The organism is Massilia sp. GCM10023247 (genome assembly GCF_042653325.1).
In the GTDB taxonomy this organism is placed as follows: domain Bacteria; phylum Pseudomonadota; class Gammaproteobacteria; order Burkholderiales; family Burkholderiaceae_D; genus Telluria.
In genome coordinates this window covers 1-13,670 of the sequence record NZ_JBHSIB010000004.1, presented here as the reverse complement: position 1 = coordinate 13,670, position 13,670 = coordinate 1, and the positions used below count along the sequence as shown (strand labels likewise).

At 64.4% G+C, this 13,670-nt stretch carries 11 protein-coding genes; 3 read left to right on the top strand and 8 right to left on the bottom strand.

Annotation, left to right across the window (positions count from 1 at the left end; all coding sequences use genetic code 11):
- Positions 1-4 precede the first annotated feature (4 nt).
- The 5 genes from ACFPAH_RS01010 to ACFPAH_RS00990 all read right to left on the bottom strand — a co-directional run bounded on the left by ACFPAH_RS01010 (position 5) and on the right by ACFPAH_RS00990 (position 7,138).
- A complete protein-coding gene (locus ACFPAH_RS01010) occupies positions 5-259 on the bottom strand; it encodes a hypothetical protein (RefSeq protein ID WP_379739284.1) in 255 nt (84 codons plus the stop codon).
- Positions 256-1,938 carry a long-chain-fatty-acid--CoA ligase gene (locus tag ACFPAH_RS01005; protein ID WP_379739281.1) on the bottom strand — a complete coding sequence of 561 codons (1,683 nt, stop codon included), beginning with the start codon at positions 1,936-1,938 and terminating at the stop codon, positions 256-258. Before ACFPAH_RS01005 ends, ACFPAH_RS01010 begins: the two co-directional genes overlap by 4 nt.
- A gap of 106 nt (positions 1,939-2,044) precedes the next feature.
- Entirely contained in the window at positions 2,045-3,754 is a 1,710-nt protein-coding gene (locus ACFPAH_RS01000; protein ID WP_379739278.1) for a long-chain-fatty-acid--CoA ligase, read from the bottom strand.
- A 164-nt stretch (positions 3,755-3,918) separates the two neighbouring features.
- Positions 3,919-5,049 carry an aminopeptidase gene (locus tag ACFPAH_RS00995; RefSeq protein WP_379739276.1) on the bottom strand — a complete coding sequence of 377 codons (1,131 nt, stop codon included), beginning with the start codon at positions 5,047-5,049 and terminating at the stop codon, positions 3,919-3,921.
- Positions 5,030-7,138: a molybdopterin-containing oxidoreductase family protein gene (locus ACFPAH_RS00990; RefSeq protein WP_379739274.1), complete on the bottom strand. Its 2,109-nt coding sequence runs from the start codon at positions 7,136-7,138 to the stop codon at positions 5,030-5,032. The genes ACFPAH_RS00995 and ACFPAH_RS00990 overlap by 20 nt, the downstream gene beginning before the upstream one ends.
- A 148-nt stretch (positions 7,139-7,286) precedes the next feature.
- Here ACFPAH_RS00990 and ACFPAH_RS00985 point away from each other — a divergent pair, with 148 nt between their 5' ends.
- A complete protein-coding gene (locus tag ACFPAH_RS00985; RefSeq protein ID WP_379739272.1) occupies positions 7,287-8,480 on the top strand; it encodes a M20 aminoacylase family protein in 1,194 nt (397 codons plus the stop codon).
- Positions 8,481-8,544: 64 nt separating this feature from the next.
- On the opposite strand, the gene ACFPAH_RS00980 is transcribed toward ACFPAH_RS00985, so the two are convergent.
- The gene (locus ACFPAH_RS00980) at positions 8,545-9,444 is read right to left on the bottom strand and encodes an NAD(P)-dependent oxidoreductase (RefSeq protein WP_379739270.1); all 900 of its coding nucleotides are present in this window, start codon (positions 9,442-9,444) and stop codon (positions 8,545-8,547) included.
- Between the two features lie 105 nt (positions 9,445-9,549).
- On the opposite strand from ACFPAH_RS00980, the gene ACFPAH_RS00975 reads away from it, so the two are divergent.
- Both ACFPAH_RS00975 and ACFPAH_RS00970 read left to right on the top strand, forming a co-directional pair.
- On the top strand, positions 9,550-10,113 hold the full coding sequence (locus ACFPAH_RS00975; protein WP_379739267.1) for an acyloxyacyl hydrolase: 564 nt from the start codon (positions 9,550-9,552) through the stop codon (positions 10,111-10,113).
- A 124-nt stretch (positions 10,114-10,237) separates the two neighbouring features.
- Positions 10,238-11,668 carry a DHA2 family efflux MFS transporter permease subunit gene (locus tag ACFPAH_RS00970; protein WP_379739265.1) on the top strand — a complete coding sequence of 477 codons (1,431 nt, stop codon included), beginning with the start codon at positions 10,238-10,240 and terminating at the stop codon, positions 11,666-11,668.
- 17 nt (positions 11,669-11,685) lie between these two features.
- Here ACFPAH_RS00970 and ACFPAH_RS00965 read toward each other — a convergent pair whose 3' ends face one another.
- Both ACFPAH_RS00965 and ACFPAH_RS00960 read right to left on the bottom strand, forming a co-directional pair.
- On the bottom strand, positions 11,686-11,985 hold the full coding sequence (locus ACFPAH_RS00965) for a hypothetical protein (protein ID WP_379739262.1): 300 nt from the start codon (positions 11,983-11,985) through the stop codon (positions 11,686-11,688).
- Between the two features lie 95 nt (positions 11,986-12,080).
- Positions 12,081-13,391: a metallophosphoesterase gene (locus ACFPAH_RS00960; protein ID WP_379739259.1), complete on the bottom strand. Its 1,311-nt coding sequence runs from the start codon at positions 13,389-13,391 to the stop codon at positions 12,081-12,083.
- Positions 13,392-13,670: the final 279 nt, after the last annotated feature.

Sequence of the window (13,670 nt, the reverse complement as noted above, 5' to 3'; positions counted from 1 at the left end):
GGTTTTAAAGCTTGATCCCGAAGCGCCGTATGGCGAACCGCTGCCCCCACCCGACGCACAGCGCGAGCACGATAACGCGCAACCAGCCCGCTCCGCTCCCGCTCAGTTCGTAACCCACCGATGACACGCAGGCGAGGATGGCCTGAGTGAGCGCGAGTCCCACAAACACAGCGAGGGCGGATGCCAGGCCCAGCAGACCGAGATCGCGGGCCTTCGTGGCCGGCTTCTTGTGGGCGCTGCGATTTGCCGGCCCCTTCATGCCGACTGCTTCTCGTCCCTCAGCTCGCGCCGCAGGATCTTGCCGACGTTGGTCTTCGGCAGCGTCTCGCGGAATTCGACGTGGCGCGGGCGCTTGTAGCCGGTCAGTTCAGTCTTGCAGAAGTCGAGCAGCGCTTCGGCGGTGAGCGCCGGGTCCTTTTTCACCACGTACAGCTTCACCGCCTCGCCCGAGTTCTTGTCCGGCACGCCGACGCAGGCCACTTCCAGCACGCCCGGGTGCGAGGCGACCACGTTTTCGACTTCGTTCGGGTACACGTTGAAACCCGAGACCAGGATCATGTCCTTCTTGCGGTCGACGATGCGGGTGTAGCCCTTCTCGTCCATGATGCCGATGTCGCCGGTCTTCATGAAGCCATCCGGGGTCATCACCTTGGCCGTTTCGTCGTCGCGCTTCCAGTAGCCGGCCATCACCTGCGGGCCGCGCACGGCGATTTCTCCGGACTGGCCGAAGGGCACCGGCTGGTTCGCCTCGTCGAGGATCGCCACCTCGGTCGAGGGCAGCGGCAGGCCGATGGTGCCCGTGAAATCGCTGATGTCGCAGCGGTTGGCGGTGACGACCGGCGAGGTCTCGGACAAGCCGTAGCCCTCGACAATCGGAGTGCCGGTGATTTTCAGCCATTTGTCGGCCACCGCCTGCTGCACGGCCATGCCGCCGCCCGGGCAGACCAGGTAGCCGGAATGATCGAGCTTGGCAAAGCCGGGCTGGTTGACCAGGCCGTTGTACAGCGTGTTCACGGCCGGGAAGACGTTGATCTTGTACTTGCCCAGTTCCTTGATGAAGCCGTCCATGTCGCGCGGGTTCGGGATCAGGACGTTCATCGCGCCCAGGCGCATGCCGAGCAGCGCGCAGACGGTCAGCGCGTAGATGTGATACAGCGGCAGCGCGCACATGAATTCGAGCTGGCGCCCGCTTGGTGCGCGCGACAGCGAAGGGCCGAACCAGGCTTCGTTCTGCAGCACGTTGGCCAGCACGTTCCGGTGCAGCAGCACGGCGCCTTTCGAGACGCCCGTGGTGCCGCCGGTGTACTGCAGGAAGGCGACGTCGTCGTGGCCGAGCGTGACCGGTTTAAAACTCATGCGGGCGCCGTCGGCCAGCATCCTGTTGAACGGGGTGCTGCCGGGCAGCGACCAGGCCGGCACCATCTTTTTCACCTTGCGCACCACCAGGTTGACGATGGTGCCCTTCACGGTGCCCAGCAAATCTCCCATGCTGCCGACGATGACGTGCTTGACCTGGGTGTGGTTGACCACCTGCTGCACCGTATGCGCAAAGTTTTCCAGCACCACCAGCGCCTCGGCGCCCGAATCGACCAGCTGGTGCTGCAGTTCGCGCGGGGTATACAGCGGGTTGACGTTGACGATGGTGTAGCCGCCGCGCAGCGCTGCCGCCATCGCCACCGGGTATTGCAGCACGTTCGGCAACATGATCGCCACCCGCGCGCCCGGCTGCAGGCCACGGCTTTGCAGCCAGGCGGCCATCTGCTGGGACATGCGGTCGAGCTCGCCGTAAGTGATGGTCTTGTCCATGCAGGCAAAGGCGCGTTGGCCTGCGTACTTGCGGAAGGATTCCTCCAGCAAATGGGTCAGGGAGCGGTACTGCGCCGGGTCGATCTCCGCCGCTACGCCAGCCTGGTACGACTTGAGCCAAAACTTGTCCATCTATGCCTCGCCTTCTTGAATGCTGTGTGTCCAATAAAATGCAAAGCCGCCCGGAAAGCCGGGCGGCGATGCCAACGGACAGCAGGCCTGTTGCGCCGAGGGCGCGTCAGGCTACCTGCTTGTCCTGCTTGTCCTTCCTTTGCTGCTGTTCGTCGCGCAGCGCGCGCCGCAGGATCTTGCCGACGTTGGTCTTCGGCAGCTCGTCGCGGAATTCGATGTACTTCGGCTTCTTGTAGGCGGTGAACTGCTGCTTGCAGTAGTCCATCAGCGCCGCTTCCGTCAGGTTCGGGTCCTTGCGTACCACGAAGGCCTTCACGGCCTCGCCCGAATTCTCGTCCGGCACGCCGACGATCGCGCATTCGAGCACGCCCGGATGGGCGGCGATCACGCCTTCGAGTTCGTTCGGATAGACGTTAAAGCCCGACACCAGGATCATGTCCTTCTTGCGGTCGACGATTTTCACGTAGCCGCGCTCGTCCATGATGCCGACGTCGCCCGACTTGAAGAAGCCGTCGGCCGTCATGACCTTGGCCGTTTCGTCCGGGCGGTTCCAGTAGCCGGCCATCACCTGCGGGCCGCGGATCGCGATCTCGCCGGGCTCGCCCACAGGCACCGGCTTGCCGTCGTCGTCGAGGATGGCGATGTCGGTCGACGGCACAGGCAGGCCGATGGTGCCGGTGAACTCCTTTTCGTCGGCGCGGTTGCAGGTGGCGACCGGCGACGTCTCCGACAGGCCGTAGCCCTCGATGATGGCGCGGCCGGTGACCAGCTTCCACTTGTCGCTGACCGCCTTCTGCACGGCCATGCCGCCGCCGTTCGAAATCTTCAGGTTCGAGAAGTCGAGCTTGGCGAAGTCCGGGTGGTTGACCAGCGCGTTGTAGAGCGTGTTCACGGCCGGCAGCATGGTGATCTGGTACTTGCCCAGTTCCTTGATGAAGCCGGGGATGTCGCGCGGGTTCGGGATCAGGATGTTCAGGGCGCCGACGCGCATGCCCCACATGGCGCAGGCCGTCAGCGCGAAGATGTGGTACAGCGGCAGCGCGCAGACGATGGTCGGGAAGGCGGCCACCGGCGGCTCGGCCATCGCCGGCTGCGACCAGGCTTCGGTCTGCAGCACGTTGGCGATCACGTTGCGGTGGGTCAGCGTGGCGCCCTTCGACACGCCGGTGGTGCCGCCCGTGTACTGGAGGAAGGCGATGTCGTTCGCCGTCAGCGTGGCCGGGGTGAACGGCATCTTGCCGCCCTGCGCCAGCGCTTCCTTGAAGCGCACCATGTTCGGCAGCGCGAAGTCGGGCACCATCTTCTTGACGTTACGGACGACGAAGTTGACCAGCATGCCCTTGGCGCCGCCGAGCATCTCGCCCATGCTGGCCACGACGATGTGGCGCACCGGGGTGTTCTTCAGCACCTGCTCGAGCGTGTGTGCGAAGTTCTCGAGCACGATGATCGCTTCGCTGCCCGAGTCCTTCAATTGATGTTCGAGTTCGCGCGGGGTGTACAGCGGGTTGACGTTGACCACGGTGTAGCCGGCACGCAAGATCGCGGCAATGGCAATCGGGTACTGGAGCACGTTCGGCATCATCACCGCCACGCGCGCGCCCTTGGCCATGCCGCGGCTTTGCAGCCAGCCGGCCAGCTTCTTCGAGCAGGCGTCGAGTTCCGCATAGGTGAGGAACTTGTCCATGCACACGTAGGCGTTGTTCTGCGCGTACTTCTGGAACGATTCGTCCAGCATGTGCACGAGCGACGTGTACTGGTCGGGATTGATCTCGGCGGGGACGCCGGGCGGATACGACTTCAACCAATTTTTGTCCATCAGTTACCCCTGTCTCCAATAGTATCGTTATATCCGATACCGTCGCCTTCCAGTGCGAACGGTATGGGCGTGCAGCGTGCTTGCGCCTTTGCTATTGCTGATTGTGATGCTATCGGGCAGCGGGCAGAGAAGCAAGCTTTTTGCGGCCGATTGGAACAGGCACTCTACGGGGCGGCGGCGCTGGTGCGGTGCACCATGAAGGTGCCTGGCGGCGCGGCGACGTCGATCAGCTTCAGGGCACGCTGGCGCTCGTCCTTGTCGAGCCTGGCCAGGCCGTTGACCTTGCGGTAGAAGGCCCCGAAGTTTTTCTCTTCGCGCAGCAGCGCGCGGAAGGCCGGGACGTAGTCGTTATAGGTCGCTATCGAGGCCAGGTGGGCGTTCGACAAGGGCTCGGCGAAGAAGCGGTCGTAGCCCGCATAGCCGCCCCAGCTCGCCTTGAGCACCTGGTACTCGTCCTTCAGGCCGAGGAACAGGCGCGCCTTGGCCACGCGCTTGTCCTCGTCGCCGATGGGCAAGGCATAGGTGCGCTCCAGCTCGCGCCGGTACTTCAGCAGCAATGCCAGGAAATCCTTTCTCCGCACCGTGTAGCGCTGGTAGCTCTCGCGCATCGCCGGGTTGCCGAAGCGCTCGAGCCAGAGCTCGACGCCGGCTTCCTCGACCGCGCTGGCGAAGGATTCGTTGAAGCGCGAGTCGCCCGCCACATAAGTCACCTGGTGGGCCAGCTCGTGGAAGATCAGGCGCGCCAGTTCCGCATCCGGGTAGTTGATGAAGGTCGAGATCAGCGGGTCGCGGAACCAGCCGAGGGTCGAATAAGCACTCACGCCGCCGACCTCGACATCGCGGCCCTGGGCGCGCAGTTCCCTGGCATAGGCGTCGGCGTCGGCCTTGCTGTAGTAGCCGCGGTAGTTCACGCAGCCGGCCACCGGGAAGCACCACTGCAGGGGTTTCAAAGACAGTTCCGGCGTGGCCACGACATTCCACAGCACGTACTTGCGGTTCAGGGAGGCGTAGTTGGTATAGCTGCCGTTGTCCGGCAAGCCCATCTGCTGGACGGCGAAGCGGCGGATCTGGCGCGCCGTCTCGAGGCGGTGCCGCAGCGAGGTGTTGGTGGCCGGATCGGCCAGCCAGTCATCGATGGGGCGGGCGTCGGCGAGGAGTTCGAGCTGGCCCTGGGCGGCCTGGCTGTAGTAATTCAGAGTAGAACAACTGGCAAGTAATGCGGCGGCGCCGGCGGCGGCCCCCATGACGAGGGCACGCCGCAACAGGCGCGAAAGGCTAGAGGATGGCGTCTTCATGTCCGGGTATCGGTGCGGCTTTTTCGACCTGCACCAGGGTATCGTAGAAAGTGGGCGCCCGGCCCATGTCGGTCAGGCGCTGGCTGGTCACTTCATTGGCGTTCTTGCCGTCCTTGGCGAGTTTCTTCCACCAGATCGACAAGCCCACCACCAGGCCAGGCCGCGCTTTCTCGGTGACGCGCGCCTTGGCAATAAACGAGCCGCGATCGTTGAAGATACGTGCCATGTCGCCGTGGGCGATGCCGCGCGGGGCGGCATCGAATGGGTGGATGTCGAGGTGCGGCTCGCCCTCGGTTGCACGCAGGCTTTGTACGTTGACAAAGGTGGAGTTCAAGAAGTTGCGGGCAGGCGGAGAAATCATCGCCAGCGGGTATTTTTCGGCCAGCTTCGGATTCGAGGCCTTCGATTCGTAGGGCGCGATATAGCTTGGGAGCGGATCGAGGCCATCGCGCGCCATCGTGCTCGAATAAAACTCGCACTTGCCCGAGGGCGTAGGGAAACCGCCCTGCGCAAACGGCGCATCGGGCATCGCCAGTTTTTGCCAGCCCTTCTGTTTGAGCGATTCCCAGTCGAAGTGGATCGCGCGCGCATGGGATTTATCGAAGGCTTGCGCGGCCAGCTGGTCGTCCGTTTCAAGGAAGCAGGGATCGTCGAAACCCATGCGCGCCGCGAGCAGCCGGAAGATTTCCGTGTTCGGCTTGGCTTCTCCCATCGGCGCAATCGCGGCGTTGTTCGCCATCATGTACAGGTGGCCATAGGCCAGGTGCGCATCGACGTGTTCGAGCTGGGTCGTGGCCGGCAGCAGGATGTCGGCGTAATCGGCGCTGTCGGTGCGGAAGTGTTCCAGCACCACCGTGAACAGGTCTTCGCGCTCGAAGGCTTGCTGCACCTTGCTCGAATCGGGCGCGATCGCCAGCGGGTTGGCGTTATACACGATGACCGCTTCGACCTTCGGGCCGAACTCGGGCGAGGACTCCTTCAGCAAGTCGTCGCCGATGGTCGTCATGTTGATCGTGCGCGGCGTGCGTCCTTCGAGCAAGTCGGGCCGCTGCAGGGCCGCGCGGTTGGCCGGGAACGAGCCCGAGGTCGACAACTGGATGCCGCCGGCCGCGTGGCGCCAGGCGCCGACCAGCGCCGGCAGGCAGCTCATGTTGCGCACCGCCATGCCGCCGCCGCGTGCGCGCTGCACGCCGTAGTTGCAGCGGATCGCGACCGCTTCGCCCTGCCTGGCCATGCCGCCGTACAGGCGCGCCAGGTCCACCACTTCCCTGGCCGTGATGCCGCAGGTCTCGGCGGTGCGCTCGGGCGTCCACTCGGCCACGCGGCCCTTGAGTTCCTCGAAGCCGAGGGTGTGGTTGGCGATGTAGTCGTGGTCGAGCAGGTCTTCCTGGACCAGCACGTGCATCAGGCCCAGGGCCAGCGCGGCGTCCGTACCGGGCAGCAGCGCAATGTGCTGATGGCATTTTTCAGCCGTCAGCGAGCGGTAGGGATCGATCGCGATCAGCTTGGCGCCGCGGCGCTTGGCTTCCTGGGCGCGCATCCAGAAGTGCAGGTTGGAGGCGATCGGGTTGCCGCCCCAGATGATGATCAGCTTGGCGTCCTGGAACTGCTCCATGTCGGTGCCGATCGAGGCGCCGATCGTGTACTTGTAGCCGGTAAAGCCGGCGGTGGCGCAGATGGTGCGGTCGAGCAGCGAGGCGCCCAGCTTGTTGAAGAAGCGCATCGACATCGCTTCTCCCTGCACCAGGCCCATGGTGCCGCAATAGCTGTAGGGGAGAATGGCCTGCGGGTCGCGCGCGGAAATCAGCTTCAAGCGATAGGCGATCTCATCCAGGGCAGTATCCCAGCTAATGCGCTCGAATTTTCCCTCTCCCTTGTTGCCGACGCGGCGCATCGGGTACAGCACCCGGTCCGGGGAATAGGTGCGCTCGACGTAGCGCGACACTTTCGTGCACAGCACGCCGGCCGTGGTGGGATGCTCCGGATCGCCGCGCACTTCGGTCGCCACGCCGTCTTCGACGGTGACAAGCAGGGCACAGGTATCGGGGCAATCGTGGGGACAGGCGGCGCGGACTTGGGTGATGGACATCGGGATCGATTCTAGGGAAAAACGTCGAAAAACCAATACTTTAGCGGATTCCGCCAGGGCCGGGGCCGCAGGCTGGATTTCGCATGTTGAGACGGGCTACAATAGTTCAAACACTTGCATAGCTGTCCATACAGCCAGGGAGAACCAGATGAGACTCGTTGAACCTATCCTTGCATTTCAAGCCGAGCTGGAGCATATCCGCCGCGACCTGCACGCCCACCCCGAACTCTGCTACGAAGAACAACGCACCGCCGACGTGGTCGCCGCGCGCCTGGCCGAATGGGGCATCCCGGTCGTACGCGGGCTGGGCAAGACAGGCGTGGTCGGCATCATCAAGAACGGCACCTCTTCCCGCGCGATTGGCCTGCGCGCCGACATGGATGCGTTGCCGATGCAAGAACTCAACACATTTGACCATGCGTCGCGCCACGCCGGCAAGATGCATGCATGCGGCCACGACGGCCATACGACGATGCTACTGGGCGCAGCCTACTATTTGTCGCGTCATCGCAACTTTGACGGCACGGTGTACCTGATTTTCCAGCCGGCCGAGGAAGGCGGCGCCGGCGCCCGCAAGATGATCGAGGACGGCCTGTTCGAGCAATTCCCGATGGAGGCCGTGTATGGCATGCACAACTGGCCGGGCCTGCCCGTGGGCAGCTTCGGTGTTATCCCGGGGCCGATGATGGCTTCCAGTAACGAGTTCCGCGTCGTCGTGAAGGGCAAGGGCGCACACGCTGCCCAGCCGCACCGCGGCATCGATCCGGTGATGGTGGCGGTGCAGATCGCGCAAGCCTGGCAAACCATCGTCTCGCGCGAAAAAAATCCGCTGGAGACGGCGGTGCTGTCGATTACCCAGATCCACGCCGGCAGCGCGACCAACGTGATTCCCGACGAGGCGGTGCTGATCGGCACCGTGCGCACCTTCTCGACCGAAGTGCTCGACCTGATCGAGCGCCGCATGGGCGAGATGGCGCAGGGCGTGGCCGCCGCGTATAACGCGAGCGTCGACTTCGACTTCAAGCGCAATTACCCGCCGCTGATCAACCATCCGGAGCAAACCGAGTTTGCGGTCGAGGCGATGCGCTCCGTGGTCGGCGCCGCCAATGTGAACACGGCGGTCGAGCCGACCATGGGCGCGGAGGATTTTGCGTTCATGCTGCAGGCCAAGCCAGGCTGCTATGTCTTCATCGGCAATGGCGACGGCGACCATCGCGCGGGCGGACATGGACTCGGCCCATGCCAGCTGCATAACGGTAGTTATGACTTCAATGACCGATTGCTGCCGATCGGGGCGAGTTATTGGGTCAGGCTGGTGGAGACGGGGTTGCCGGCGGCGTGATGTGGCGTGGGCACAAGTGCCCACGCGGTCATGCTCATGCACACCCGCCGGCCCGCAGCACCGCCTACGGCAAGCGGTCCGGCCCCGCCCCCAACCTCTGCCCCGGGTTGATCCGCTCCAGCGCCAACAAGGCCGCCGCGTGATCGGCCGCACCGAATTCTCCCTCGATCGACTCGTAGCTGTGGGTGGCGGCCGTCGCCATCGGCAGCGCCAGCCCCGCCTCCCCTGCCGCCGCCAGCACGTTGCGCAAGTCTTTTAATTGGCTTTTGACCTGCCCGCCCGGCACGAAATCGCGCTCGAGCATGCGCCGCCCGTGTACCTCGAGCACGCGGCTGCCGGCGAAGCCGCCGCGGATCGCATCGGCCACGGCGGCCGGATCGGCCCCGGCCGCCTGGGCCAGCAACAAGGCTTCGGCGACGATATTGATGGTCGCGCCAACAATCAACTGATTGCATAGCTTGGCAACCTGGCCGCTTCCGCCCGGCCCCACCAGGCGCGCGCTGCCCAAGGCGGCAAACAAGGGCGCGGCCTGCTCGAAGTCGGCCAGGCTGCCGCCAACCATGATCGCCAGCGTCCCCGCCTCGGCGCCCGGCACGCCGCCGGACACCGGCGCGTCGAGAAAACGCATGCCCTGGTCCGTCAAGCGCGCATGAAAGGCCAGCGCTTCGTCGTGGCGGGTCGAGCTCATGTCGATCCAGAGCGTACCCGGCGCCAGCGCGGGCAAGGCCGCGTCCATGGCTGCCTCCACTGCCGGCCCCGCTTCCAGCATCGAGATCACGACCCCGGCACCGGCCACCGCCTCCGCCAGCGAAGCGCATGGCTGCACGCCGTACGGCGCCAGTGCCTGCGCTTTTGCTGCCGTCCGGTTCCAGGCGCGCACGGTCATGCCGGCGGCGGCGAGACGGGTTGCCATCGGGCGGCCCATCAGGCCAATGCCGAGAAAAGCGACAGTGGAAATGCTCATATGGTTCCTTTATACGATTTGAGTGCGAGCTACGCGTTTTCGTTCGTACCAGTACAATAATTCATGGTTCCAGCATGGACTGGCGCCTTTCTAACGAAAGCAATTATGTCCTCACTTCAAAACACACTTGGAATTTTTCTTGGCGCAACGCTCACGATGGCGAATCCGGCCTTCGCCGCCGATCAGGGCCTGATCGACTCCGCCTCATTCGACTATGGCAGCGGCGCCAAGGTGCGCATGGTGCGCCTCGCCCTGCAGTCGGACTGGAACCCGGACTGGCGCTGGTTTGCCTCGAATGGCCGCCACCTGTCCGGCTACTGGGACGTATCGGCGGCCTATTGGCGCGGCACCGCCTACCGCGGCGTGCGCGGCCAACGCCAGCACATCGGGGTGATCGGTTTTACGCCGGTCTTTCGCTATCAAAGCGATGACAAACTCGGCTGGTATGTCGAGGGCGGCATCGGCGCCAACCTGCTTTCCGAGCTGTATGACAACTACGACAACAAGCTCTCCACTGCTTTCCAGTTCGGCGACCATGTCGGCATCGGCTACGTCACGCGCAACAAGTGGGACCTGGGCCTGAAGTTCCAGCATTATTCAAACGCCAGCATCAAGCAGCCGAACAGCGGCGTCAATTTCGTCATCGCCAGCGCCCGTTACAGCTTCTGATGCGAGGGCAGGCGGCCTGGCCGGATCCGCCGTTCCAGGCCTGCCAGAAATCGGCCTTTGTCGATTTATGTGACAATTCGATCAGGCGCGCGCACCCGTGCGCGCCGGACCGGATGAGAGCCGATTGAATAGTTCCAGCGTCAAGACTTACCTTCCCTGGCTCGTCGCCACTGCCCTGTTCATGGAGCAGCTCGACGCGACGGTCGTCAACACGGCGATTCCCAGCATTGCGGCCAGCCTCGGGGTGACGCCGCTGAGCCTGAAATCGGTCGTCACCAGCTACATCCTCGGCCTTGCGGTCGGCATCCCGGTCAGCGGCTGGATGGCCGACCGTTACGGCACCCGGCGCGTGTTCCTGATCGCCATCGGCATCTTCACCCTGGCCTCGGTCCTCTGCGGCCTTGCGCCCAACGCCGACATGATGACGGCGGCGCGCCTGCTGCAGGGCCTGGGCGGCGCCATGATGATGCCGGTCGGCCGGCTCGCCATCGTCCGCACCTTCCCGAAGTCCGAACTGCTGGGAGCGATGAACTTCGTCATCATCCCGGCGCTGATCGGCCCCTTGCTCGGGCCGACCGTGGGCGGCCTGATCGTGCACTGGACTTCCTGGCGCGTGATCTTTTTCATTAACATCCCGTTCGGCCTGATCGCGATGTACCTGGTCTGGCGCCACATGCCGGACTACCGCGGCGACGAGCGCCGTCCGCTCGACGTGATCGGCCTGATCCTGTTCAGCTCGGGCACGGCCATCCTGTCCTGGCTGCTGGAAGTGTTCGGCGAACATGCGCTCAGCGGCACCATGATGGGCCTGATGCTGGCGCTGTCGATCGGCCTGCTGGCGGCCTACGCCTTGCATGCGTCGCGCATCCGCTTCCCGCTGTTGCAGTTGACCTTGCTGAAGGTGCGCACCTTCCGCATTTCGGTGGCCGGCGGCTTCCTGACCCGCCTCGGCATCGGCGGCCTGCCCTTCCTGCTGCCCCTGCTCTACCAGCTCGGGCTCGGCATGCCGGCCTGGCAGTCGGGCCTGATGATGATGCCGGCGGCTGCGGCGGCGATGGGCATGAAATTGATTGCACCCAAGGTGTTGGCGCGCTTCGGCTACCGCCAGGTGCTGGTGGTCAACACGCTGTGCATTGGCGTGACGATCGGGCTGTTCGGGCTGGTCGGGCGCGACACGCCGCTGGCGGCGATCGTCTGCCTCAGTCTCATGCAAGGCTTCTTCAATTCGCTGCAGTTTTCCAGCATGAATACGCTGGCGTATGCCGACATCGAACCGAACGACACGAGCATGGCGAGCACGATCTCGAGCTCGTTCCAGCAGTTGTCGATGAGCTTTGGCCTGGCGACCGGTTCCCTGGTCACCGCCTGGTTCCTCGGCCGCATACCGCAAACGAACCAGGTGCTGGTCACCGATGCGCTGCACCGCGGATTCTGGGCGCTGGCCCTGATGACGGTGATCTCGGCCGCCGTGTTCCGGCGCCTGCGCAAGTCGGACGGCGACAGCATCAGCCGCGGCCGCGCCACCGCGAGCCAGGCCGAGCCCGTCGCGCAGTAGCGCCTTGCTGTTGCTCGTCAGGCGCCGGCGTGCGGCGCCGTATCGCCGGTCAGGCGGACCAGCAGCTTTTCCCGGTTGTTCATCACGAAACCGACAAACACGTGCTCTTTGATCGCCAGGCGCACGAGGCCCGGCAACAGGGGATAACAAAACACGGCCACCTTGCGTACCGCCTCGTCGTTCGTCAAGGCCGCGCGCGCCGCCGTTTCGCTGCCGCCAAGCAGCGGCATGAGCGAAGCGCGGTGGCGGCAGACGATGGCGTTGAAGGGCGCGGCCAGCTTGTCGGACAGGCCGGCGGGGTCGAGGGTCTCTTGCATATGTATCTCCGCGGAAAGGTGACCGGGAAATCATGCTCCCTGCGGCAAAACCCGCGATGAGCTAACGCAATGCGGCCCTGCAGGCGGAGCGGGCCCTAGTACGGATGAGGCAATTGGGATAGCGAATAGCTGCGCTGCACGACACTGCCGAGGGTACGCCAATCCTGCAGGTCGGCCAGGCGTAGCGGCCGGTTACGGGTACCGGTGCCTTCCTGTGGGAGCTCGCGCCGCGTGCGAAGCGGTACGACGCGGCTGATGCCGTCCTCGAACACGAGGGCTTCGGATGCCGCCGTGCTCGTGTTGACATCGATCGCGATGACACGTCCTTCATGGAGCGGCGTGACCTGTTCGACCGGGGTGTGGCCGACGACAATGGTATCGGCGCCGAATTGCGCCAGGATGCGCTGCACCTCTGCCGCGCTGGCCTGGTCGTCGCTTCTTGGCGCCTGCGGGAAATAGCCCCGGTACTGGCTCAGCCCGGCGCGGCCGAGAACGGCGTCGAGCGCCGGTGACGGCGTCCGCTCTCCTTCCCAATAATGGCGCTGGACGTCGTTCAACTGGGCGACCGACAAGCCGGTTGCCGCCACTGCGGGACTGATCCCGCCATGCGCCACCAGTACCCGCCCTGCCTGCAAGACGACCGGTTGCCGGCGCAGCCACGCGCCGAGCACGGTGTTGGGCGCAAAGGCCTTCCCCGTCCCCCCCATTTGCTCGAGCGCGTACAAATGCTCGCGATGCGCACGCGATACGTTACCTCGCAACATGTACTGTTCGTGGTTGCCCAGCAGTAGGTGTACCGCACCGCCTTGCGCCTGCGCCTGCTGGCTCAGCGCATACAGCCGCCAGAGTACGGCAAAGACATCACGCCCACGGTCGACAGAGTCGCCCGCGATGACCAGATGGCCGCGACCGTAGGTCCAGGTTCCGGCAGCGTCGGCCACGCCCAGCTCCTGGAGCGCGGCGTCGAGAAAGCGGATATTGCCTTCGAGGTCGCTCAACACCAGCATCTTCGCCGGCATGGCCATGCTTGCCGGCGGAATTGCCCGCGCCCGCCTCACTGGGTAGCGTGTGTCCTTGCCTGCACAATGGATGTCGAGCACCGCGTCCGTTCCGGTTTTCCGTTCGACCTTGTTCTCGCAAAACCAGGTTGCGGTCCAGCGCTGCCGGTCATCCAGGCGCACGATCGGACCATCGAGAAATCCGGGCAAGGTGGAGTCGTCTCCGGTGCCGGAATAGATGTGGATGCCGATCTTGGCAGCGCTGCTTGTGGGCAGTAGCAGCCGTGTGTGCACGCCGTTGGAAGTGGTTTCCAGGCGGGCCAGACGCAGCATGGAAACGATGGCGACGATGAACAACACCAGGGTGGCGAGCGCGATGCGCTTCCATCCTAATTGAAGCATTTTCATTCCGATCCCTCCAATTGATGAGAGATCGTAAGCGCCTGGACCAGGGCGAAGACGGAATTTGCGACGAAATGCCAGAAAACGCGCCTGAATTGCGTAGGTGTGGCCGGGCCGCGCAGGCTCCGTCCACCGTTTTACGGCTCGATCACCCTGGCGATGCTCGCATCCTGCAACCCCAAACGCAAAAAACCCCCGCAGAGATCACTCTACGGGGGTTTTGCTTATAACTAGCCTGACGATAACCTACTTTCACACTGGTTGCAGCACTATCATCGGCGCAAA

Excerpts from the sequence above, each read along its gene's own strand:
- ACFPAH_RS01010 (WP_379739284.1), bottom strand. The coding sequence starts at position 259 with ATGAAGGGGCCGGCAAATCGCAGCGCCCACAAGAAGCCGGCCACGAAG.
- ACFPAH_RS00990 (WP_379739274.1), bottom strand. The coding sequence starts at position 7,138 with ATGTCCATCACCCAAGTCCGCGCCGCCTGTCCCCACGATTGCCCCGAT.
- ACFPAH_RS00985 (WP_379739272.1), top strand. The coding sequence starts at position 7,287 with ATGAGACTCGTTGAACCTATCCTTGCATTTCAAGCCGAGCTGGAGCAT.
- ACFPAH_RS00960 (WP_379739259.1), bottom strand. The coding sequence starts at position 13,391 with ATGAAAATGCTTCAATTAGGATGGAAGCGCATCGCGCTCGCCACCCTG.
- ACFPAH_RS00980 (WP_379739270.1), bottom strand. The coding sequence starts at position 9,444 with ATGAGCATTTCCACTGTCGCTTTTCTCGGCATTGGCCTGATGGGCCGC.
- ACFPAH_RS00975 (WP_379739267.1), top strand. The coding sequence starts at position 9,550 with ATGTCCTCACTTCAAAACACACTTGGAATTTTTCTTGGCGCAACGCTC.
- ACFPAH_RS01005 (WP_379739281.1), bottom strand. The coding sequence starts at position 1,938 with ATGGACAAGTTTTGGCTCAAGTCGTACCAGGCTGGCGTAGCGGCGGAG.
- ACFPAH_RS00965 (WP_379739262.1), bottom strand. The coding sequence starts at position 11,985 with ATGCAAGAGACCCTCGACCCCGCCGGCCTGTCCGACAAGCTGGCCGCG.
- ACFPAH_RS01000 (WP_379739278.1), bottom strand. The coding sequence starts at position 3,754 with ATGGACAAAAATTGGTTGAAGTCGTATCCGCCCGGCGTCCCCGCCGAG.
- ACFPAH_RS00995 (WP_379739276.1), bottom strand. The coding sequence starts at position 5,049 with ATGAAGACGCCATCCTCTAGCCTTTCGCGCCTGTTGCGGCGTGCCCTC.